Origin of the sequence: Helicobacter vulpis, assembly GCF_003660395.1 — a bacterium.
Classification (GTDB): domain Bacteria; phylum Campylobacterota; class Campylobacteria; order Campylobacterales; family Helicobacteraceae; genus Helicobacter; species Helicobacter vulpis.
Map to the genome: position 1 here is coordinate 55,483 of NZ_QXQT01000006.1, position 20,472 is coordinate 75,954.

Genomic DNA, 20,472 nt, shown 5'->3' on the forward strand with positions numbered 1-20,472 from the left:
TGCTCCTTAGATAATGTGCAGGGCGTAGATGAAATCCTTGTCGTCTGCGCTGATTCTCACTTCGGATAAATACGCCTGATAGCCCTGTTTCTCTAGAGAGGCGAGCGCGCTCAACATGTCCTTGTGTGTGTTGCTGGGCGCAAAATAAAAGATGTGCTCACCGTGGCGGTATTTGTTCAGCAAATCCTCCAAACGCACCTTCAGGCTCTTAGCGCTATGCTTTTTACTCGGTTTGGCTAAGTGTAACTCCATGGGATTCCTCAACATATAATACCCCCTAGTTTAGCGCAATTTGGCTTAAAAACTAGAAAAAAACGCGCCTGCCTTGAATGTAAAGCGCGCGCGCTTTTTGGGCTTGGAGGATTCTTAAGAGAATGTCTAGGGGGGTGTGGGCTTTTTTAGCGCTAAAAAGCACCAAATCCGCATCTTTGCCCTCTTGCAAAACCCCATTATTCAAACCCAAAGCCTTGCTAGCATGCGCGGTGCAAGCCAGCAATAAATCTTGCGCGTTGTGCTCTAAGGGGCCGGGTAAAGAAAAGAGGGCATGGCGCAATTCTTCTAAAAGATGGACATCCAAATTAGAGCTCTTCCCATCAGTGGCCAGGGCATAGGGTAAAGCCAAAGTGCGCAAACGCGCCACTTCTAATAAATGCCCGCTCAAGAGGCGATTAGACCTAGGGCAGGTGATGACATGGGTTTGTGTGGCGATTTGTTGGGCGTGCTTAAAATGCTCTGGGCGGGCAAACAGGGCGTGTACGAGCAATAGATGTTTGTGGGCAAACAAGTTTAAGAAGTCTACAACCCCCTCAAAACTGGGTGCAGGGTTTGCCACCCCCAAACTCTCTTGAAAAAAGCGCCCAAACCATCCCCTCCCGCTCTCCAGCCACTCCAATTCTGCATGCGATTCTAAAAAGTGCGTAGAAATGGGCGTGTGGGCATCTGCCCTCTCTAGCACCCGTTGGGCGAGCTCTTTATGCACCGAATAGGGGGAGTGGATGGCAATGGCCGGGGTGAATTTAGGACTCTTGTATTTTAAGCTCCGGGCGTGGCGCTCTTGGAAATCCTTAAAATTTTGCTCCAAAGCATGGGGAGCGCTCCCGATGAGTTCATCAAAAAAGACCACTCTTAAAGCAGAATGCGCCAAAATCTCGCGCTCTAGCCCATAACTGCTAATCGCCCCCACACTGCCCACCCCGCTTTGCAACTGGGCACGGATGGCGTGGTGGATATGCCTTTTAGCGTTGTGAAACACCGCGTTTCTGTGCTGGATCACACTGCTTAGCCACGCTTCAAAACTGCCATAAGTGAAGGTGTCCTTGTGGCTAGAAAATTCAAAATGGATATGGGCGTTGATGAGTGCGGGCATGAGCAAACAATGTTTGTAAAACGCCACAGGCGCGCCCGGATACGCGCTTTTCAAATGCGCCAAAGGACCCACCTTGACAATCTGCCCTCCAAAGATCACCACCCCCCCATGTTCTAGGACATGAAAGGACGCATCGCATGTAACAAGCGTGCTCGCTGCGATGATCTCTGGGCTATCCTTCATAAATACACCACCCCATCAGCGCGCATGATCCACTCCACACGCGCCTTTAAAACCTGCTGGTGGTAAATGCTCGCTGGGTTGTCTACTTGGCTTTTGCCCTTTAAATCCACCAGCATTAAGCGCGCTTCTTTGCCCACCTCCAAAGCGCCGCAATTGAGCCCCAAAAAGCGCGCGGGGTTGGTGGCGATGAGCTCTATTAATCGTTGCAAACTGATACACCCGCTTGCCACTAGGTGCGTATAAGCTAGAGGGAAAAAAGCCTCAATGCTCTGCATGCCAAAGGGCGCGTCTTCAAAAATATGCAGACTTAAAGGGTGGGTGTAGTGTAGGCTGGTGAGCATGTCAATTTCTTGAGCCAACAACGCGCGCAAATGCGCTTGTTTCTCCTTGTTTTTTAGGGGGGGGAGAATTTTGGTGCGTGGGTCGTAATGCTGGTAAATGCTCTCCTCTAAAATCAAATGGTGCAAGGGGGTTTGCACCCATAGGGGCGCGCCCAAAGCCCTTGTCGCGGTGATGATTTTAAAGGCATCCGGTTCTACCACACTATCTAAGAGTACATCTAGTTGGGTGTGCAAGGCTAACCCAGCGACCTTACCCACTTCTTTGACTTGAATGAGCGGGCTCACACTGGGCAATCCTAGGGCATACGCTAGGGGGGTTTGATCCATGATCCCCATGCTAAAACGCCCCTCATAGCCCCGCACGCCACACACTAATTTCAAAGAGAGCATGCGCGCGTAATCCAGCACGGGTAAAAGCTTCTGCCCCTCTAAATTGTAAAGATACAGGCATGCCTGAATAGAGGCAGGAAGCATGGCGCGCAAAAGGGCGAGGTCTTGCAAGCGTTGATCGCTCCCTAAGGGGTGCAAGCAGATCACATCCCCACAGGCGATCGCTTCCCGGGCTGCGCCGTAATCTAGAGGGCTAAAAGCGGTGTCGCTATACTCTTGGGCAAATTCTAGGGGCTCCATGTCCGCTTCTTTAAGAGAGTAGAGCGGGGCTAGAGGCACACCCATTAAAGAACCCACCCCCCCTTTATACGCCTGCGCTTTCAAATGCGCATAGGTGGGTCTGTTTAAATTGTGCAAAAACACCCCTAAATCTATAGCGCTGGGCAATAATGTTTTGAACTCACAATCCAACACTTCTTCATGGGCATGGGGTTTCAAAGACGCGCCTATTTCTGCAACCAAGCCCTTTAGCACACGTACGCACACACAAGCCCCCCCCGCTAACCTAGCATTTTTCAAGAACACACAGCATCCTTAACTCAACCACGCGCTCAGCGATTCGATCTTGCCACTCATAATTAAAACACCCATGAGCAATAAAATTGCCCCCGCGCCCATCTCAATGGCGCGCATGTGGCGTTTAACACTTTTGAGCAAATTTAATGCCTTATCCAACGCGAAAGCCACAAGCAGCCACGGAAGCCCAAACCCGGCAATAAACACCCCCAAAAGCGTTAAGCCATAAACCTGTTCGCTCCCACTCAAAAGCACAATGCTAGTAAAGATAGGTCCAATACAAGGAGTCCAACCCAAAGCAAAACCCATGCCTAGCACGACGGGCAGAAGATAGCGCAAAAAGGCGTTTTCAGACGCGATATTGAAATGAAGCCCCTTAGAACGATAGAGAAAATTCCAACGCAAAATCCCTAAGAAATGCAAGCCAAAGAGCATCACCACCCCCCCAGCCACCACGCGCACCCATATATTCCCAAAAAAATTATGCAGAATGCGCGCCATAGACGCGCCTAAGAGCCAAAAGACGATCCCAAAACCTAGCACAAACAACCCCGCTTTGAGCAACACGCTAAAGCGATTGGCGCGCGCGCTCTTGATCTCTTCTAGGGAGGTTTGGCTGATGTAAGAAAGATAGGCGGGAATGAGGGGCAGAACGCAAGGGCTCAAGAACGCTAAAAGACCGGCTAAAAAAGAGGCGATCAAGGGGGTTTGATCAAAAACAGACAAGAGGGTATCCTCTAGCATGGGCGATCCTAAGATTTTTCTGATATAATAGCGTGAATTGCTTTAGGATTATCCCCAATTCAACCCCAGTGAAAAGGTTACCTAATATCCATGCCAACACAGAGCGTAGAAAATTCTAGCATACCAGAAAGCCCTTCTGTGAGTTTTAAAGATTTGGGCTTGCACCCTAAGATTTTAAAATCCATCGCCGATGCGGGCTTTGTGCAACCTAGCCCCATTCAAGAAAAAGCTATTCCGGTGATTTTGCAAGGCAAAGATGTGATCGCCCAAGCCCAAACGGGCACGGGTAAAACCGCCGCTTTCGCGCTGCCCATCATCCACAATCTCAAAAATGACCAAAGTGTAGAAGCGCTCATCATCACCCCCACGCGCGAATTGGCGATGCAAATTAGCGATGAAATTTTCCGCTTGGGCAAGAATTCGCGCACCCGTACCATTTGCGTTTATGGGGGGCAGAGTATCCGCAAGCAATGCGAGCTTTTAGAGAGAAAACCCCAAGTGATGATCGCCACTCCCGGGCGACTCTTGGATCATCTCAAACACAAGCGCTTGAAGAACTTTGCCCCTAAAGTGGTTGTGCTAGATGAAAGCGATGAAATGCTAGACATGGGCTTTTTAGACGATATTGAAGAAATCTTTGACTATCTGCCCCAAGAGGCGCAGATCTTGCTCTTTTCAGCCACCATGCCCCCCCCCATTAAAGAGCTTGCGACTAAAATTTTGCAAGACCCTGCCTTTATCCACATCGCGCCCAGCCATGTAACCAATACCGACATCTCACAACGCTTCTATGTGATCAACGAACACGAACGCAACGAGGCGATCATGCGCTTGCTCGATAAGGAAAACCACCACAAGAGCATTATTTTTATGCGCATGAAGCGCGAAGTGGACGAATTGCACCAGTTTTTAGTGGAGAGGGGTTATAAGACCACACCCCTACATGGGGATATGGAACAGCGCGCGCGCCAAGAATCCATCAAAGCCTTTAAATCCAAACGCGCTGATGTACTGGTGGCGACCGATGTAGCCAGCCGCGGGTTAGACATTAGCGATGTCAGCCATGTTTTTAACTACCATTTGCCCTTGAACACGGAGAGTTATATCCATCGTATCGGGCGCACCGGGCGCGCGGGCAAAAAGGGCATTGCCATCACTTTAGTAACCCCCCTAGAATACAAAGAGCTCTTGCGCATGCAAAAAGAGATCGGCTCTAGCATTGAGTTGTATGAAATTCCTAACATGGATGAGGATCGCCTTGTACGCGCGCTCTCCAAAGTGGAGGTGGATGAAGAAGTGGTGAGTTTGTATGAGCGACTCATGGAGCAATTTGAGAGCGCTCAACTCACCTTAAAACTCTTGAGTTTGCAATTCAAAAGCCAAAAAATCTCTTTGGATTCACAGGCTTTAGAGCGGACCCCCCCTAAAAAACCCTATAAAAGCTCTAGAGCCCCTTCTAAAACCCCTAAACACCCACGACAGGGTTACAGACAAAGGTAACAGAATGGATACACTCTCTATTTTAAGCCTGAGCGCGCAAGGATAGCCATGCCCATTGATCTCAACGAGCATCTCAAAAACAAACAATCCAACCCCCGCCCAGAAGCCCCCAAGAACTCCGATCAACCCAACAAGACCCCCCCTTTTAAACCCACTCTCCCCCCTAATTTTTTACAATCTAAAAAATTTACCGGCTTTGTTATCATTTTGATCGTGTTGGTGTTGTTGATCTTGGCAAAGCCTTTTATGGTGATCCAATCCGGGGAGATTGGGATCAAAGTTACCGCCGGGAAATACGATCCCCTACCCTTGCAACCGGGCATTCACTTTTTCATCCCCATCGTGCAGGATATTTTGGTGATCGACACGCGGGTGCGCACCATCAATTTCTCCCGCACTGAAGACATGGGCATTGTGGGCAAGAATCAGGGTATTTTTAGAAACGATGCGATCAATGTGATGGACTCTAGGGGCTTGACGGTCTCTATTGAGCTCACCGTGCAATACCGCTTGAACGCCCAAACCACCCCCCAAACCATCGCCACTTATGGTTTGAGTTGGGAGCAAAAGATCATCAACCCGGTGGTGCGCGATGTGGTGCGCTCGGTGGTGGGGCGTTACCCGGCAGAGGATTTGCCCATCAAGCGCAATGAGATCGCCGCGCTCATCAACACCGATATCAATAAAGAAGTGTCTAAACTCCCCAACGCCCCCGTGCATTTGAGCTCGATTCAATTGCGCGAGATTGTTCTACCCCCCAAGATTAAAGAGCAGATCGAAAAGGTACAGATCGCCCGCCAAGAATCCGAGCGGGTGAAATACGAGGTGGAGCGCGCCAAGCAAGAAGCCCAAAAGCTCGCCGCGTTAGCCAAGGGGGAGGCGGATGCGAATCGCATTAAAGCCCAAGGGGTGGCGGATGCGATTGTGATTGAAGCCAAAGCCAAATCTGCAGCCAATCTGAGCATCGCCCAAAGCCTTACGGATAAATTATTGAGCTTGCGCCAGATTGAAGTACAGGGGCAATTCAACGAAGCGCTTAAAGCCAACCAAAATGCCCAAATCTTACTCACCCCCGGGGGGGCTGTGCCCAATATTTGGCTGGATACCAAGAGCAAGCCCAAAGCCCTAGCCACACAAGGGGCGCATAAATAACAATGAATCCCATTTTTCAGCATATTTTAGAAACGCTCCAAGCCTTTTGGACGCAGACTAGCCCCCTAGCCCTATGGATATTTGGAGGGCATTATTTTTTCTTTTTATGCTTTTTCTCTATGGGGCTTGTCTTTAGAGGAGTGGTTTCTGCGCTATGCTATGTACTCTCCTTTGTGGTGCTTTTTGGCGCGCCCTTTGGGGTGCGCTACGCCACAGAAGAGCAACTTCTCAAGATTCAAACCACCATCGAGCACGCCGCTGCGCTTGTGTACACAAATGCCTTTGTCGCACAGGTCAAGATTAAGAATGAGGGGAGATTGACGATCCAACGATGCGTCTTACGCCTAGATGTGCTCAACCCCTTTCATAACAAAGTTCAAGAGATTCTCTCTCATTGGCTCTTTGCTAAAACCTACATCAAAACCTTCAATGCCTCCCTAGCGCGCCAGCAAGAACACACCTTTAATTGGAGCATTGACAATTACCCCTACCGCAAAAACCCCTTCAAGCTTTCGGCTAATTGTTATTGATGTGCGTCTTAAAATACGCTACAATCCCTCATCAAACTTAAAGGAAAATCATGTCTAGGCGTATCGCTTTAACGCTAATAGGCGCGCTCATGCTAGGGGCGTGCACCTCCACTCCTAAAAAACAGGCCTTTTTGCAGAACATGCCTGCTTGGATGATCCAAGATCAAAGCGCGCATATCACTCAAGGGATTGATAGCTCGCATGTGATCAATGGGCAGGTGGAGCGCTCTGAGGGCATCGCTAGAGAACGCGCGCGCTTTCGCGTGGCGATCCACATCGCCAATAGAATCAAAGATACTTTTACCACTACCCAAAATGCCAAACAGAAACCCTATGATGATGATGTTTTTAAGCAGGTGATTCAGGCCATTGCGACCAGTTTGGATAAAGAGGTGCAATTAGGAGAGTATATTAACCCCAATAATCATGAGGTGTTCATGCTTGTAGGGGTCAATAGTTATAGTGCTGAGCGTTTGGAAAAGGGGCTACTAGGGATCAACACTCTAGATACAGAAACAGTCAAACAGATCATGCTAGGGGTTAAGAAAATCTTTGATGAGGTGGCATTGGAAAATGATGCACAAACCCATCACGATTTCACAAAGGAGCGCGGAGGGCGCTAGGCGGGGCTTGATATTTTCGTTAAACTTGGCTACAATGAATACAGCACTCGATGCTAAATTTTGTTAAAGGATATGTATGGCAGTTGGGATTTTTTATGGCACAGACAGCGGGAATTCTGAAACGATTAGCAATAAGCTTTCTGAGAAATTGGGCGGAGCTAAAGTATTTGATGTGGCTAAAGCTTCTAAAGCAGATTTTGACAGCTTTAGCTCAGTGGTTTTGGTTGCTCCTACAGCGGGGGCCGGGGATCTACAAAGCGATTGGGAAGATTTTTTAGGCACTCTGAGCGAGGCAGATTTTGCCAATAAAACTGTCGCGCTAGTAGGGCTTGGCGATCAAGACACCTATTCTGAAACCTTTGCAGAAGGGATTTTCCATCTCTATGAAAAAGCCAAAGCAGGTAAAGTTGTGGGTTTCACTTCTACAGATGGCTACACCTTTGAATCGTCTAAATCTGTAGAGGGGGGCAAGTTTGTGGGGCTCGTTTTAGATGAGGACAATCAGGACGACTTGACGGATGCGCGCATCGATGCATGGGTCAATGAAGTTAAGGGTTCTCTAGCGTAGGGGCAGATTGCCATGACTTGGAAGACCACAACTTTGGTACTTGCAGGGGTGTTTGGGTTGGGGGCGTGCGCGCCCAAACAGCAAAAACAGGTCTTCTTGCAGAACATGCCCATGTGGATGGTCCAAGACCGCAGCATGTATGTTACCCAGGGGATCGATAGTTCGCATGTGATCAGTGGGCAGGTGGAACGCTCTGAGAGAATTGCCAGAGAACGCGCGCGCTTTCGCGTGGCGGTGCATATTGCTGATAAAATCAAGGGGATTTATACCGCCGCCCAAAACGCGGAAAAAAAACCTTTTGATAGCGAGATTTTTAAAATGATCACCCAGGCCATTGCGGCAAGTTTGGATAAAGAGGTGCAGTTGGGCGAGTATATCAACCCCAATAACCACGAAGTGTTCATGCTTGTGCGTGTTAGCGACTACAACCCGGCGCGTTTGAAGCAGTTGCTTGCTAACATTGAGGTCCTAGATGACAAAACAATCCAACAGATCGTACGTGGCGTAAGCAAGGTCTTTGAAGAAGCTATTGACTATGACGATGTGCAAGTACCCAAGAGCATGTAAGGTTAACCCCCCGCATGCGGGGGCCTTAGGGCTTAATCTTTTCTAGGTATTCCCCAGTTTGGGTGTTGACCTTGATCACCTCTCCCTCAAGCACATGAAAAGGCACCTGCACCACCGCGCCGGTTTCTAGAGTGGCGGGTTTTTTGCCACCGCTGGAGGTGTCGCCCTTGAAATTGGGGGGGGTTTGCGTGATCTTAAGGGCAACGACTTGGGCCACCTCTACAGAGATTGCCTTGTTATTATGGAAGAGCACCTGCACCTGAGAGCCCTCAAGCATCCATTTAGGCGCATCTCCGACCTGATCTAGATTGAGCGCGATCTGCTCATAACTTTCCACATCCATAAACTGATAGGTACTCCCATCAAAATAGAGAAATTGCATGGGCTTTTGCAATAAATTAGGCTCTTCGCACTTATCCCCGGCATGAAAAGTTTTTTCAATCACCTTGCCGTCTAAAAAAGACTTGATCTTAGCCCGCACGAAAGCCGCGCCCTTGCCAGGCTTGACATGCTGGTACTCCACAATGCGATAAGGTACGCCTTGAATCTCAATCTTGAGATTTTTTTTAAGCTCACTCATTCCAATGGCCATTCATCCCCCTTAAATCTTATCTGCGCTGCCCAAAACCTGCATACGCTCTACAATGACGGCTTTGACCGCCTCAATGCCAGGGTTAAAATACTTGCGCAAATCAAATTCAGCGGGGTTTTCTTGCGCCATTTTGCGCACTTGGGCGATGAAGGCTAGGCGCAAATCCGTATCAATATTAATCTTATTAACCCCGCCTTTGATGGACTCTGTAATGAAGTCAAAGGGTACACCCTTACCCCCCTTTAAATCCCCCCCTGTGTCTAAGAAAGCTTGGCGCACACTCTGTGGGATAGAGCTTGCCCCATGCAAAACCAGGGGGATATTAGTACGCTTCTTGACCTCTACGAGTCTCTCAAAGTCTAGTTTGGGTTCGCCTTTGAATTTAAAAGCCCCGTGGCTAGTACCAATGGCTGGGGCTAGATAATCCACATGACTCACCTTGACAAATTCTTCAGCCTCATCAGGATTAACTAAAACTGCGTCTTTTTCATCCACAGAAATATTGTCCTCAATGCCCATCAAACGCCCTAATTCAGCCTCTACGCTCACATTTTTAGAATGGGCGTAATCCACCACCTGCTTGGTGAGTTCTAGGTTTTCCTTGAAAGGGTGGTGGGACGCGTCAATCATCACGGAGGTAAAGCCCGCATCTACGGCCTTTTTACAGCTCTCAAAGGAAGTGCCGTGATCCAAATGCAACGCTACGGGAATATGGGGATAGCGTTTGGACATGGTGTGTACCAAACTTAGCACCATGTCTATGCCCAGATACTTGATCGCCCCCTCGCTGGCCTGTACGATCAGCGGGGACTTGGCATGATCAGCCGCTTCAAAAATAGCGCGCAACATTTCTACATTCACAAAATTAAACGCGCCCACACCATAATTTTCTTGATGGGCTTTGTTGAGAATTTCGCTACCCTTGACTAGCATGGATACTCCTTATTTGATGTCAATCTTAACCTGTTTGCGCAATTTATCTAACTCGCCCTTGACATATTCTTGGAATTGGTGTTCTTTCAGAATACCGATGATGGTTTGCTTGGCTTGTGCGTAGGTGGGGGTTACAGGCTGGTTCTTTTTCATCAGGTAGATGACGTGGTAACCAAACTCCGTTTTGACTGGCTTCTTAGTGTAGGTGCCCGGTCTGAGCGAAAAGACCGCATCAGAGAATTCCGGAGCCATTTGATTCTTCTGGAACTTGCCCAAATCACCTCCATTTTTTGTATTTTTGGTGTTGGGATCGATGGAATCGCGATTGGCAATTTTGATAAATTCATGCTCGAGCTTGTTTTTTGGCACTTTATTGAGCTCAGAGATCACGCGCTTGGCATCGGCCTCCGTTTTGACAAGGATATGGCGCGCTTGGGCTTCTTGTTGCACGAATTTGGACTTATTGGCTTCGTAATATTTTTTGAGTTGCGCCTCGGGGATTTCTTCCTTGCCAATGACCTCTGCCTTGCGTTTAGCCCAAATCTCCACCAAGAGCTGCTTTTTATAGCTTTCCATGGTGTGCTTGAACTCTGGCGTGTCTTCTAGGTGTTCTTTCTTGGCCTCGCGCTCGATCAAAAGATTGTTAATCGCCTGCTCTAGCAAGCCCATTTGTTGATCTTTCTTGAGTTTGGTAAAGTCAAAATTAGGGTTTCTCTGTTTAATCACATCAAAATCGCTCTCTGTGATGTCCACCACTTCGGGCTGGCTAGTCTTCTTGCTTTTCTTGCCCGTTTGCGTCCCCGGGAAAGTGACGGTCGCTAGGGTGGTTGCCTCCACCATGCCCACGCCAAGTACACCGGCCAAGACCACACTCAACACGCTTTTTTTAACCATAAAATTCTCCAAAGTATTGTAAAATGAGAGCCTGCTATAGCAAGCGCACATAAGCTTGCATTCTAGCATGCTAAACTTAAACGAATAATAAGAAAGAGAGAGAGACATGAAAGGCCCGTTACGCACCGTTCAAGAGAGTTGGAAAGATTTTTTGAGTTGGAAAATGTTATTTTTGAATTTGGGTCCCGTGCTCATCGGGTTGCTATTTTGGAGTGTTTTATTATTTTATTTTGGAGACAATTTGGTGCGTATCCTAGAAGGATTTTTGCCCACTAGCTGGTATCGTTACGCCCATAGCGGGGGGTTTATGCCCGCCTTTTTCTTGGTTTTCTTTAAGTGCTTTGTCTACATATTGCTGGGTTTATTTGTGCTCATTTTGAGCTTGATAGGCAATGTTTTGGTGGCCATTTTTTACACCCCCATCGTGGTTGCCCATGTGCACAAGAAAGACTACCCTCATCTCCCCCTAGAGGGGTTTGGGGACATCAGTTTTTGCCTGCAACACTTCCTCAAACAGCTCGCCTATTTGTGCATGTTCTTGCTCGTGTGCTCCCCGCTCTATTTCATCCCCGTTATTGGGGTCTTTGTTTCTTTGATCCCACATTACTTCTTTTTTAAGAACACACTCTGCTTTGACATCGCCACCTCCATCTTCAACCAAGAACGCTACACAGAGATACTCAAAGATCGCAAGATTTCTCTGCACAAGGTGGCGATTTTGAGCTATCTCTTTTCTCTCATCCCGGTGTTTAACTTCTTTGCCACTTTGCTACAAACCATCATTTTAACCCGCTATTTTCTAGAGATCAAGGCGCAAGAAAAATCTAGCCAACCAGTTTAGCCAACCCCCAGCCCAATGCCACGCACCCCAATCCTAGCAGGTTTGTACCCAATACATAGGCAAGGGCTTCGCTAATGGCCTGCTTTTGCAAGAGTTTGAGCGTGTCCAGCCCGAAAGAAGAAAAAGTAGTAAAGCCCCCCAACACACCCGTGATAAAAAACACCCCCACGCGATCGCCTAGGATCCCCTTGAGTGCTAAATGCCCGGCAAAGCCGATCACAAAGCACCCAATGAGATTGACGCTAAAAGTGCCCAAAGGGAAACTCTCCCACATTAAAAAGCGTGTCGGGGCGATCTTGCCCACCAAGTAGCGCAAAGAACTCCCCACAGCCCCGCCCAGGGCCGCCCAAACGATCATGCCCATGCCACTCTCCTTTTTAGCCCAATGTAACACAGCTGGCCAACTCTTTAGCTAACGCCACGCTGGCCTGTAAACTAGGTTCTGGACTGATGAGCGCGCGTACATGGGAATCAAAGGCCCGGTAAGTTGTCTCTCCTAGGGCGATGGCGCGATAACTTGCATCCCAATCAAAATTATATATAAAAGCTTTATAGGCACTTGGAGCACTAAAAATGAGGATGGAATGGGGCGGGGGTCTAAGATGGGGGGATAATTTCAAAGGCTTATTGGTATAGACGATGAGCTCTTGCACACTCAAATGCGCTTGTAACCACGCTCCTAAATTAAACGCACTGTGTTGAGCACGCACATACAGCGCGCTCTTGGCGTGCAAACATGCCTGTAAATGGGGCAAAATCTCCTGGGCAAATAACGCACTTTGAGCACTTTGTCCGATGAAAGCAACTTGGAAGCCTAAAGCTTGGGTGAAGCGCGCGCTTTGGGGGGCTAGTACGAAACTAGGTAGACTTTTTAAAAACACTAGAGCATGTGTGCCTTGCAGGCTGTGTTCTAGGGCTAGGGGGGCATTTTTGGACGTAAAGAGCAACGCGCCAATGGTGTTTAAATCCAACGCACCCTGAGATGTTTCTACGCTCAGACCTTGCGCGCTCAGGGGCAAGTGTTCTAAAGCGTTGCAAACAAGACTTTGGACACACGGATCGCTCTCATAAGGCCTAAGCCCCACCACTACGATATTGGGTTGCAACTTAAGCGCGCACCATTTCTAGACCATGGGCTTCAAAATCCTCTACACATGCCTTTAGAAAGTAGACATTCTCTAGCCCCGCCTCGTGTAAGAGACTGGCATAATGCGCGGCACTACGCCCTATGCGGCATTGCAACAAAATCTTATGCTTGGGGTGGGCTAGGGCAAACTCTCTGATGGCTTCTAAATCATTGAGATGAATCGCATCTTTCAAATGCGCCTCCTCATAGGACTGCGCGTCTCGAATATCCACGATACACCAATCCTTAGGGTTGAAATCCTGCAAATCCACGCGGTGGTGGGCGTAATCATTTTCACTCATAAGTGTCCTTTCGTGTTTCTTGGATTTTAGCACATTTATGTTTGGAATGAAAAACCCCTGCACACAACTAAGTAGAAGTGGTAAAATGCTCTATCTCATTTTAAAGGTGTCCGCCCATGCAAGGAAATTACAACGCCTTTTACCAAGAAGCCCAAACATTCTTGGGCGATCGGATCTACAAGGACTATTTGCGCCGCTTGGTCTATGGCATAGACGCATCTTGTTATCGCTACATCCCCCAGTTGGTTTGCAAAGCCCTCAATGAGGCAGAGATCATCAAAATCTACGCGTTAGCCCAAAAATACAAAACCCCTCTAACTTTTAGGGCTGCAGGGAGTTCTCTTTCTGGACAGGCGTGTTCTGAAGGGGTGCTGGTGATGGCAAGCTTGGGGTGGCAAGAGATCAGTCTTCATGAGGATGGGCAAAGTGTGCGCTTGGGCTGTGGAGTCATTGGCGCGCAAGCCAACCACGCACTCAAACCCCAACACCAAAAAATCGGACCCGACCCAGCCACCATCGCCACAGCGATGATAGGGGGGATTTTGGCGAATAATGCCAGTGGCATGTGTTGTGGGGTGGAGCAAAACAGCTACCACACGCTCAAATCGATCCGCGTGATTTTAAGCGATGGTACACTCTTGGACACGGCTCAAGAGTCCAGTGTACAAGCTTTCAAGAAGAGTCACTCAACGCTATTAGAGGGGCTCTTAGAGTTGCGCCAAGAGGTGCTAGAAGATTCTAATCTGCATGCCCTCATTAAAAAGAAATACCAGATCAAAAACACCACGGGCTATAGTCTGAATGCCCTCATTGACTTTAGCGATCCCATTGAGATTCTAAGCCACCTCTTCATCGGCTCAGAGGGGACTTTGGGATTCATCGCTGCATGCGAGCTTGCCTGTGTGCCCGATTTGCCCTTTAAAACCTGTTTATTGCTCTTTTATGAGAATTTGAATCTAGCCATTGAAGCGGTGCGTATTTTAGCGAACAATAAAGATAAAATTAGCGCGGCGGAGGTGATGGATTTTGCCTGTTTAGCCAGTATGCAGGGGGTGGAGGGCATGCCAGAGGTGTTGAATCGCGTTGAGCCCGGCTACACTTGTATTTTAGTGCAATTAGAAAGCGATGATTTAGGCATTCTAGAGGCAAATACGATTTTTGTGCTCCAAGCCCTAGAAAATGTGCCCACAATTTTGCCCATTGCCAAGAGTGCAGACCCTAAAGAGTACAACACATGGTGGAAAATTAGAAAGGGGCTCTTCCCCATTGTGGCGGGCAGGCGGCGCGTGGGGGCGAGTGTGATCACAGAGGATTTATGCTTTTCTATGGAGCATTTACAAGAGGGGATCGCGCGCTTGCAAAACCTCTTAGCCGTGCATGGTTTTAAAGAACATAGCGTGATCTTTGGGCATGCCCTAAGCGGGAATTTGCACTTTGTGATCACCCCGCTTTTGGAGAATGAAGACGAACGGACGCAATTTAGCGCGCTGGTAGAGGACATGGCGCACATGGTGGCTTCTTTGCAAGGCTCTATCAAGGCTGAACATGGCACAGGGCGCATGGTCGCCCCCTTTGTAGAATTAGAATGGGGCAAGAAAGCCTATGGCATCTGCCAACGCATTAAAGCCCTATTTGACCCTGAAGGGCTTTTAAACCCGGATGTGATTCTCTCTGAGGATCCCCATATCCATACCAAAAATTTAAAAACAAGCCCCCTCATCGCAGCACCCTTGGAATCATGCATGGAGTGTGGCTTTTGCGAGCGCGCTTGCCCGAGTCGTTACCTCTCACTCACCCCTAGACAACGCATTGTGTTGCAAAGAGAGATCGCCCATTTGCAAGAGAGCCAAGAAAACCAACCCCTCTTAGAAGAACTCTTAGAGGGCTATGCGTATTTGAGCGATGAAACCTGTGCGGCTTGCCATATGTGTGCCACCCTCTGCCCCTTGGGCATTGATAGCGCCACTATCGCGCTCAAGAGTCGCCAAGAAGCCAAAGCCCCCGCCCTTGCTAAAAGCGTTTTAAACCACCTAGACACCACGATTAGCGCGCTCAAAGGGGGGCTTCATGCCACCCAAATCGCTCAAGTGCTCTTGGGCTCTGAAAACTTGCAAACATGGAGCATGCAAGCCCACTTGAAACTAGGCACGCCTGCGATCTCCAAATACATGCCCCAAAGCAACCCCTACAAATTGCATAGCAAACCGGCTACAAAAAATGTACTCTACTTCTCCACCTGCATGAATCGCGCCTTTGCGCCCTCCAAATTCATGCCCGATAGGCGCAGTTTGCAAGAAGTCTTTGAATCCTTGTGCGCTAAAGCCGGCTTTGGGGTACTCTACCCCCCAAGCCTGCCCAAATTTTGCTGTGGCAAGGCTTTTATCAATTATGCGGATCTGAGCGCGCAAAACCAAGAGAAAAATGCCCAAATGTTTAAGGAGCTCTGCAAGGGGGGAGAGATCCCCATTGTGCTCGATCACAGCGCGTGCAGCGCGCATCTTTTAGAGGGTTTCAAAGATCAGGGGCTACAAATTTACGACATGCCCATTTTTATCCAAGAAATCTTGTTAGAATCCCTGCAGATCCAACCTTTGCAAGAAAGTGTGGCGTTGTATACCATGTGTGCTTCTAAGAGATTAGGTTATCAAGAGAATATGCGCGCGTTGGCGCAGGCATGCGTGCAAGGCGCGGTGCTAGAGCATGCCGACACGCTCTGTTGTGGTTTTGCGGGTGATAAGGGCTTTTTGACCCCTGAGCTCAACCAACACGCCCTCATGGATTTGGCGCGCTTCTACAAGGATAAAAATTTGAAGCGTGGGTTTTGTAGTTCTAGCACCTGTGAGGTGGGCTTAAGCCAGCAAACCCATATCCCCTTCCAGCACATCGCCTATTTAGTGGACGCTTGTACGCGATGAACGCCTTAGTACACCTAGCCATTATCATGGACGGCAATGGCAGGTGGGCCAAAATGCAGGGGAAGGCGCGCACCTATGGCCACCAGCAGGGTATCAACACCCTGCGCAATATCACCATTTGGTGCGCTAAAACCACATCGCCTATCTCACACTTTATGCCTTTTCTACAGAGAATTGGAGTCGCCCTAAAACCGAAGTGGATTTTTTAATGCGCATGCTCAAAAAATACCTCATCAAAGAGCGCGCGACCTATTTAGAAAACCAAATCCGTTTCAAGGCGATTGGGAATTTAGAACGCTTTAATCCGGATTTGCGTCAAACGATTTTGGCGCTAGAAAGGGACACCGCGCCCCACCGCGCGCTCACCCAAGTACTCGCGCTCAATTACGGCGCACGCGATGAGATCGCGCGCGCCTGTGCGCAAATCCTGCGCCATCAAAAAAATAGCGCCAATATGCAAGATCTCATCGGGGCGCATTTGGACACAGCGGGCATGCCCGATGTGGATTTGCTAGTGCGCACGGGCGGGGAGATGCGCCTCTCTAATTTTTTGCTTTGGCAATCTAGTTACGCTGAACTCTTCTTTAGCCCAGTGCTTTGGCCAGACTTCACCCCAAAGCACCTCCAAGAGATCATCGCCCAGTTTAACCAAAGACAACGCAAATTTGGTAAAGTGTAAAAAAGGATGTCTGATGGATTTTAAGGTGGTGGTGTGGGATTTTGATGGGGTGATCTTTGATAGCATGCACTTGAAATGTGCGGGCTATCAGCGTTTGTTTGGCGATGTGAGCGCGCAGGCATGGCAGGCCTTTGAGCAATACCACTACAGCAGTGGGGGGATTTCTAGGGGCGAAAAAATTGATTATTTCTACCGCCACATTTTGGGCACTCCCCTAGACGCACACCAAGTAGACGCGTTGGTGCTAGAATTTGGCAAAATCATCGCTAAGGAGCTTTTTTCTAAAAGCCATCTCAATACAGAGGTGCTAGGCTTTATCCAAGCTCATTACCAGTATTACCCTTTTCATGTGGCTTCTGCGGCTTTGCACACCGAGTTACAGCTACTCTGTGAGTTTTTGGAGATCACCCCCTATTTTAAAAGCATTGAGGGGAGTCCCCCAGCTAAGGTGAAGGTAGTGGCGCGCCTGATCAAACAACATGCTTATGTGCCTGAGCAGATGGTGCTCATTGGAGATAGCCATAATGATTATCTCTGTGCGCGTGAGAATGGGATCGCGTTTTTGGGCTATAACAACCCCGCGCTCAAGACCCTGATAAAAAGTGCGGAGCGCGTGGGTTATCTTGAGAGTTTCAAGGCTTTTAACTTGCAGGATTGTGCTGCATTTTTTGCAAATCAATGACCACATCGCAGCGTTCGATGGTGCTTAAGCGATGGGCGATCACAAGCAGGGTCCTATTTTGCGCCACATTGTAGATTTCGTCCATGATCTTGCTCTCTGTGAAGGTGTCTAGCGCAGAGGTGGCTTCATCGAGCACCAAAATTTCCGGGTCGTCATAGAGCGCGCGCGCGATGCCAACGCGCTGTTTTTGCCCCCCACTGAGCTTCACCCCCCCCTCGCCCACTTGGGTATAAATTCCTTCATGTTGGGTGAGAAAATCGTAAATATGCGCCATTTTGCACACTTCTACTAGCCTTGCCTCATTTAAAGAGCTTCCAAAGGCGATATTTTCAGCAATACTGCCCTCAAAAAGGTAGATATTTTGCGGGATATAGCCAAATTTTTGACGCCAACTCTTGATATTCTGGGCATCTAAGAGCGCGCCATCGACATAAATTTCCCCATGGCTAGGGGCAAACATCCCCATCAAAATATCCACTAAAGTGGATTTACCACACCCACTAGGCCCCACAAAGGCGACTTTTTGCCCCTTGTAGATGGTGAGATTGAAATCTTGCAAAATGGGATGCTGGAGTTTGTAGGCAAAGTGGATATGGCGTAGCTGGATGCTGTGTGCGAAGTTGAGGGGCGCGTCCCCCTCATCCTGTGTGAGGGTGTGGAAGTCTTTGAACACGACATTGATGGCATGCTGGTAGTAGGTGATGGTGTGGTAATGCCCTAGAATGCGGCTAATAGAGGGCAACATGCGATAGAGGGCAAGCGCATACATAGAGATGATAGGTAAAACCATCTTAGCCTCGCCGTACTTGTAAAGCACATAGGCAACGGCCAAAATCAGCAAACTAAAGCCCACGGTTTCTAAAATTTTATTGGGTAAAACCTGCATGGTGGCGTAGGCGGTCTTGGCGTGTGCGCTTTTGAGGCTGTATTCAGAAAAACGCTTGCAGGCTTCTAAATGGTTGTTTTTCAAGCGCGTGAGTTTGAAATTGCCAAAGAATTTAGAGAGCACTTTTAAAGAGTATTCCCCAGTAGTGGTGGCAATCTGTCCTTTTTTTTGGATCGACCTAGACATGTGTTTGGTGATAAAGAAAATCTGCAAGAGAAGCAAAACACTCAACACCACAGTCATTTTCCAATTTGTCAACAAGAGCAGGGCATATAAAAATACAATGATCATGGTCTCTGAGAGCAAATTCCACAAGGCACTAAAACCCTCCATGGCTTGGTTACTCTTAGTGGCAATGGTGTTGCGGATGCGATCTAGGTGTAGGTTGGTGTGCTCTAAATAGGACGCTTGGATATGACGTAAGAAAAGCCGTTGGGCGATCATGTGTGCTTTGTGATTGGAGAAACGGCTATTGAGATAGGTAAAGAGCACGCTATAACCCATTCTAAAAAGATATAGCCCCACTAGGGCAATGCTGAAAGCAAACATGAAATGCAGGGGGGTTTTAAAGTGTAACCATGTGTAGATCGCTTGACTGTAAGGATGGCTTAAAATCAAATCCGGATTGCTTGCCAGCGTGATAAAGGGCATGATCATGCTAATGGTGAGCACTTCTAAGATGGATAATCCTATGGACATGAGTACCAAAAGCAAAACGATTTTCTTATCGCGCCGGTTGAAAAAGGAAAAGAGTTGGAGCATGGAACGCCAAAACATCTTAAAAGATACATTGCGTCTCAAGGCAATCCTTAGCGAGTTGGAGTGAAGGGAGATTATAGCTAATGGCTCTTGATTATTTAGGCTATTTTGACTATAGTGTCGCGTCTTTTGACAAAATCACCATTAGGAGTTCTCATGTTAGTTACCAAGTTGGCCCCCGATTTCAAAGCAACCGCCATTATGCCCAATAATCAAGTTGATGATAGTTTTGAACTTTCTAAAAATTTGGGTAGAAATGGTGCCGTGTTGTTCTTTTGGCCTAAAGATTTTACCTTTGTCTGCCCCTCTGAAATTATCGCCTTTGATCACCGCATTAAGGATTTTCATGACAAGGGCTTTAACGTGATTGGGGTGTCTATTGATACCGAAGTTGTACATTATGCGTGGAAAAACACTCCCGTAGAAAATGGGGGGATTGGACAGGTGAGTTTCCCTATGGTCTCTGATGTGAAGAAAGAGATCGCTAGGAGCTACGATGTGCTTTTTGACGATGCGATCGCCCTGCGCGGTTCTTTTTTGATCGACAAACACCAAAGAGTGCGCCATGCTGTGATCAATGATTTCCCCCTAGGGCGCAATGTGGATGAAATGTTGCGCATGGTAGACGCTCTAGTTTTCTTTGAAGAAAATGGAGAAGTGTGCCCTGCGGGTTGGAGAAAGGGCGATGCGGGCATGAAACCCACTCATGAAGGCGTTCAAGAATATCTTCGAGATTACGCCAGCAGGCTTTAAGAACCCTAGCCTAGAAGTGCCACGCGTGGGAAACACAGAACACCACGCTTCTTTCAAAGGCACTTTTAGGTTCTGGGTTTAAGAATATCTTCATCCCCACTTCCACATCTACGATGTGCCATGTTACAATGGTGCGGAACTGCACCCCAAAGGTCCCGATCGCTCTGAAATAAGTAGCTTGATAGGGGCCAAATACTAACTCTTTAATAGAATTCCACGTGTTCAACACAATGTCGCTAGCCCTTCGATTTACGATCCAAGTGTTCGCTCCCAATTGCAGGCCAAAGAAAAAAGCCCAAGAATTGATCGGGTTTTTGTTGTAGGCTACCATGAAATCTCCCCCCACCCCGTAAGTGAAGAGATTCACCTGACTTTTAGAATGGGGTTCTAACAGCACATTCCCATAATCCACAAAGACATAGTAGCGTCCATAAGCCCAATCGTGCTTAGGGTTCACTTCATAGCCCCAAGCAATAGATGCCCCTTGCAAGAGCTTTGTTGTGCCCCGCGATTTTAAAAACACCATACCCGCTTGATAGGACGAAGACATATAACTCAGATTCTTACCCCCTAAACTTCCAATTAACGCCCACACCAAGCACCAATACCGCATCGCCATCCTAAAGTTTC

At 48.2% G+C, this 20,472-nt stretch carries 22 protein-coding genes and 1 pseudogene; 11 read left to right on the forward strand and 12 right to left on the reverse strand.

Going from position 1 to position 20,472, the window contains the following annotated elements:
• Positions 1 to 6: 6 nt before the first annotated feature.
• The 4 genes from EAO38_RS03195 to EAO38_RS03210 are packed head-to-tail and all read right to left on the reverse strand — an operon-like array spanning position 7 to position 3,540.
• Positions 7 to 252 (reverse strand): HP0268 family nuclease, encoded by a 246-nt coding sequence (locus EAO38_RS03195; RefSeq protein ID WP_121021119.1) that lies wholly within the window; start codon positions 250 to 252, stop codon positions 7 to 9.
• 52 nt (positions 253 to 304) lie between these two features.
• Complete coding sequence (gene mqnF / locus EAO38_RS03200) at positions 305 to 1,549, reverse strand: aminofutalosine deaminase family hydrolase (RefSeq protein ID WP_121021057.1); 1,245 nt, start codon at positions 1,547 to 1,549, stop codon at positions 305 to 307.
• Positions 1,546 to 2,805, reverse strand: coding sequence for an amidohydrolase family protein (locus EAO38_RS03205; protein ID WP_121021059.1), 1,260 nt, complete (start codon positions 2,803 to 2,805; stop codon positions 1,546 to 1,548). Before EAO38_RS03205 ends, mqnF begins: the two co-directional genes overlap by 4 nt.
• A 9-nt stretch (positions 2,806 to 2,814) precedes the next feature.
• Positions 2,815 to 3,540 carry a cytochrome c biogenesis protein CcdA gene (locus EAO38_RS03210; protein ID WP_121021061.1) on the reverse strand — a complete coding sequence of 242 codons (726 nt, stop codon included), beginning with the start codon at positions 3,538 to 3,540 and terminating at the stop codon, positions 2,815 to 2,817.
• A 90-nt stretch (positions 3,541 to 3,630) separates the two neighbouring features.
• On the opposite strand from EAO38_RS03210, the gene EAO38_RS03215 reads away from it, so the two are divergent.
• The 6 genes from EAO38_RS03215 (at position 3,631) to EAO38_RS03240 (ending at position 8,480) form a co-directional block, all read left to right on the forward strand.
• Positions 3,631 to 5,040 carry a DEAD/DEAH box helicase gene (locus EAO38_RS03215; protein WP_121021063.1) on the forward strand — a complete coding sequence of 470 codons (1,410 nt, stop codon included), beginning with the start codon at positions 3,631 to 3,633 and terminating at the stop codon, positions 5,038 to 5,040.
• 48 nt (positions 5,041 to 5,088) lie between these two features.
• The gene (locus EAO38_RS03220) at positions 5,089 to 6,192 is read left to right on the forward strand and encodes an SPFH domain-containing protein (RefSeq protein ID WP_121021065.1); all 1,104 of its coding nucleotides are present in this window, start codon (positions 5,089 to 5,091) and stop codon (positions 6,190 to 6,192) included.
• 2 nt (positions 6,193 to 6,194) lie between these two features.
• Positions 6,195 to 6,722, forward strand: a complete 528-nt coding sequence (locus EAO38_RS03225) for a DUF2393 family protein (protein ID WP_121021067.1) — start codon at positions 6,195 to 6,197, stop codon at positions 6,720 to 6,722.
• A 50-nt stretch (positions 6,723 to 6,772) separates the two neighbouring features.
• Positions 6,773 to 7,345: a hypothetical protein gene (locus EAO38_RS03230; protein ID WP_121021069.1), complete on the forward strand. Its 573-nt coding sequence runs from the start codon at positions 6,773 to 6,775 to the stop codon at positions 7,343 to 7,345.
• A 76-nt stretch (positions 7,346 to 7,421) separates the two neighbouring features.
• Entirely contained in the window at positions 7,422 to 7,913 is a 492-nt protein-coding gene (locus EAO38_RS03235; RefSeq protein ID WP_121021071.1) for a flavodoxin, read from the forward strand.
• 12 nt (positions 7,914 to 7,925) lie between these two features.
• Entirely contained in the window at positions 7,926 to 8,480 is a 555-nt protein-coding gene (locus EAO38_RS03240; RefSeq protein WP_121021073.1) for a hypothetical protein, read from the forward strand.
• Positions 8,481 to 8,505: 25 nt separating this feature from the next.
• Here EAO38_RS03240 and efp read toward each other — a convergent pair whose 3' ends face one another.
• The 3 genes from efp to EAO38_RS03255 are packed head-to-tail and all read right to left on the reverse strand — an operon-like array spanning position 8,506 to position 10,899.
• Complete coding sequence (gene efp, locus EAO38_RS03245; protein ID WP_121021076.1) at positions 8,506 to 9,072, reverse strand: elongation factor P; 567 nt, start codon at positions 9,070 to 9,072, stop codon at positions 8,506 to 8,508.
• A 9-nt stretch (positions 9,073 to 9,081) separates the two neighbouring features.
• Positions 9,082 to 10,005, reverse strand: a complete 924-nt coding sequence (locus EAO38_RS03250; protein WP_121021078.1) for a class II fructose-bisphosphate aldolase — start codon at positions 10,003 to 10,005, stop codon at positions 9,082 to 9,084.
• A 9-nt stretch (positions 10,006 to 10,014) separates the two neighbouring features.
• Complete coding sequence (locus EAO38_RS03255) at positions 10,015 to 10,899, reverse strand: peptidylprolyl isomerase (protein ID WP_121021121.1); 885 nt, start codon at positions 10,897 to 10,899, stop codon at positions 10,015 to 10,017.
• A 106-nt stretch (positions 10,900 to 11,005) separates the two neighbouring features.
• Here EAO38_RS03255 and EAO38_RS03260 point away from each other — a divergent pair, with 106 nt between their 5' ends.
• Positions 11,006 to 11,740: an EI24 domain-containing protein gene (locus EAO38_RS03260; protein WP_121021080.1), complete on the forward strand. Its 735-nt coding sequence runs from the start codon at positions 11,006 to 11,008 to the stop codon at positions 11,738 to 11,740.
• Here the strand turns inward: EAO38_RS03260 and crcB are convergent.
• The 3 genes from crcB to EAO38_RS03275 are packed head-to-tail and all read right to left on the reverse strand — an operon-like array spanning position 11,724 to position 13,168.
• Positions 11,724 to 12,104, reverse strand: coding sequence for a fluoride efflux transporter CrcB (gene crcB / locus EAO38_RS03265; RefSeq protein ID WP_121021082.1), 381 nt, complete (start codon positions 12,102 to 12,104; stop codon positions 11,724 to 11,726). The genes EAO38_RS03260 and crcB overlap by 17 nt on opposite strands.
• Positions 12,105 to 12,117: 13 nt before the next feature.
• A complete protein-coding gene (locus EAO38_RS03270) occupies positions 12,118 to 12,846 on the reverse strand; it encodes a uroporphyrinogen-III synthase (protein ID WP_121021084.1) in 729 nt (242 codons plus the stop codon).
• Position 12,847: 1 nt separating this feature from the next.
• Positions 12,848 to 13,168: a rhodanese-like domain-containing protein gene (locus EAO38_RS03275; protein WP_205588333.1), complete on the reverse strand. Its 321-nt coding sequence runs from the start codon at positions 13,166 to 13,168 to the stop codon at positions 12,848 to 12,850.
• A gap of 116 nt (positions 13,169 to 13,284) precedes the next feature.
• Between EAO38_RS03275 and EAO38_RS03280 the strand changes: the two genes are divergently transcribed.
• The 3 genes and pseudogenes from EAO38_RS03280 (at position 13,285) to EAO38_RS03290 (ending at position 17,444) form a co-directional block, all read left to right on the forward strand.
• Positions 13,285 to 16,083 carry an FAD-binding and (Fe-S)-binding domain-containing protein gene (locus EAO38_RS03280; RefSeq protein WP_121021086.1) on the forward strand — a complete coding sequence of 933 codons (2,799 nt, stop codon included), beginning with the start codon at positions 13,285 to 13,287 and terminating at the stop codon, positions 16,081 to 16,083.
• 26 nt (positions 16,084 to 16,109) lie between these two features.
• A pseudogene (locus EAO38_RS03285) lies at positions 16,110 to 16,762 on the forward strand (di-trans,poly-cis-decaprenylcistransferase).
• A 13-nt stretch (positions 16,763 to 16,775) separates the two neighbouring features.
• Positions 16,776 to 17,444, forward strand: a complete 669-nt coding sequence (locus EAO38_RS03290; RefSeq protein ID WP_121021087.1) for an HAD family hydrolase — start codon at positions 16,776 to 16,778, stop codon at positions 17,442 to 17,444.
• On the opposite strand, the gene EAO38_RS03295 is transcribed toward EAO38_RS03290, so the two are convergent.
• Positions 17,404 to 19,107, reverse strand: coding sequence for an ABC transporter ATP-binding protein/permease (locus EAO38_RS03295; protein WP_407927412.1), 1,704 nt, complete (start codon positions 19,105 to 19,107; stop codon positions 17,404 to 17,406). The two genes, EAO38_RS03290 and EAO38_RS03295, sit on opposite strands and share 41 nt — an antisense overlap.
• Before the next feature lie 138 nt (positions 19,108 to 19,245).
• On the opposite strand from EAO38_RS03295, the gene EAO38_RS03300 reads away from it, so the two are divergent.
• Positions 19,246 to 19,842, forward strand: coding sequence for a peroxiredoxin (locus EAO38_RS03300; protein ID WP_121021092.1), 597 nt, complete (start codon positions 19,246 to 19,248; stop codon positions 19,840 to 19,842).
• A 10-nt stretch (positions 19,843 to 19,852) separates the two neighbouring features.
• Here EAO38_RS03300 and EAO38_RS03305 read toward each other — a convergent pair whose 3' ends face one another.
• Entirely contained in the window at positions 19,853 to 20,455 is a 603-nt protein-coding gene (locus EAO38_RS03305; RefSeq protein ID WP_407927411.1) for an outer membrane protein, read from the reverse strand.
• Between the last annotated feature and the right edge of the window lie 17 nt (positions 20,456 to 20,472).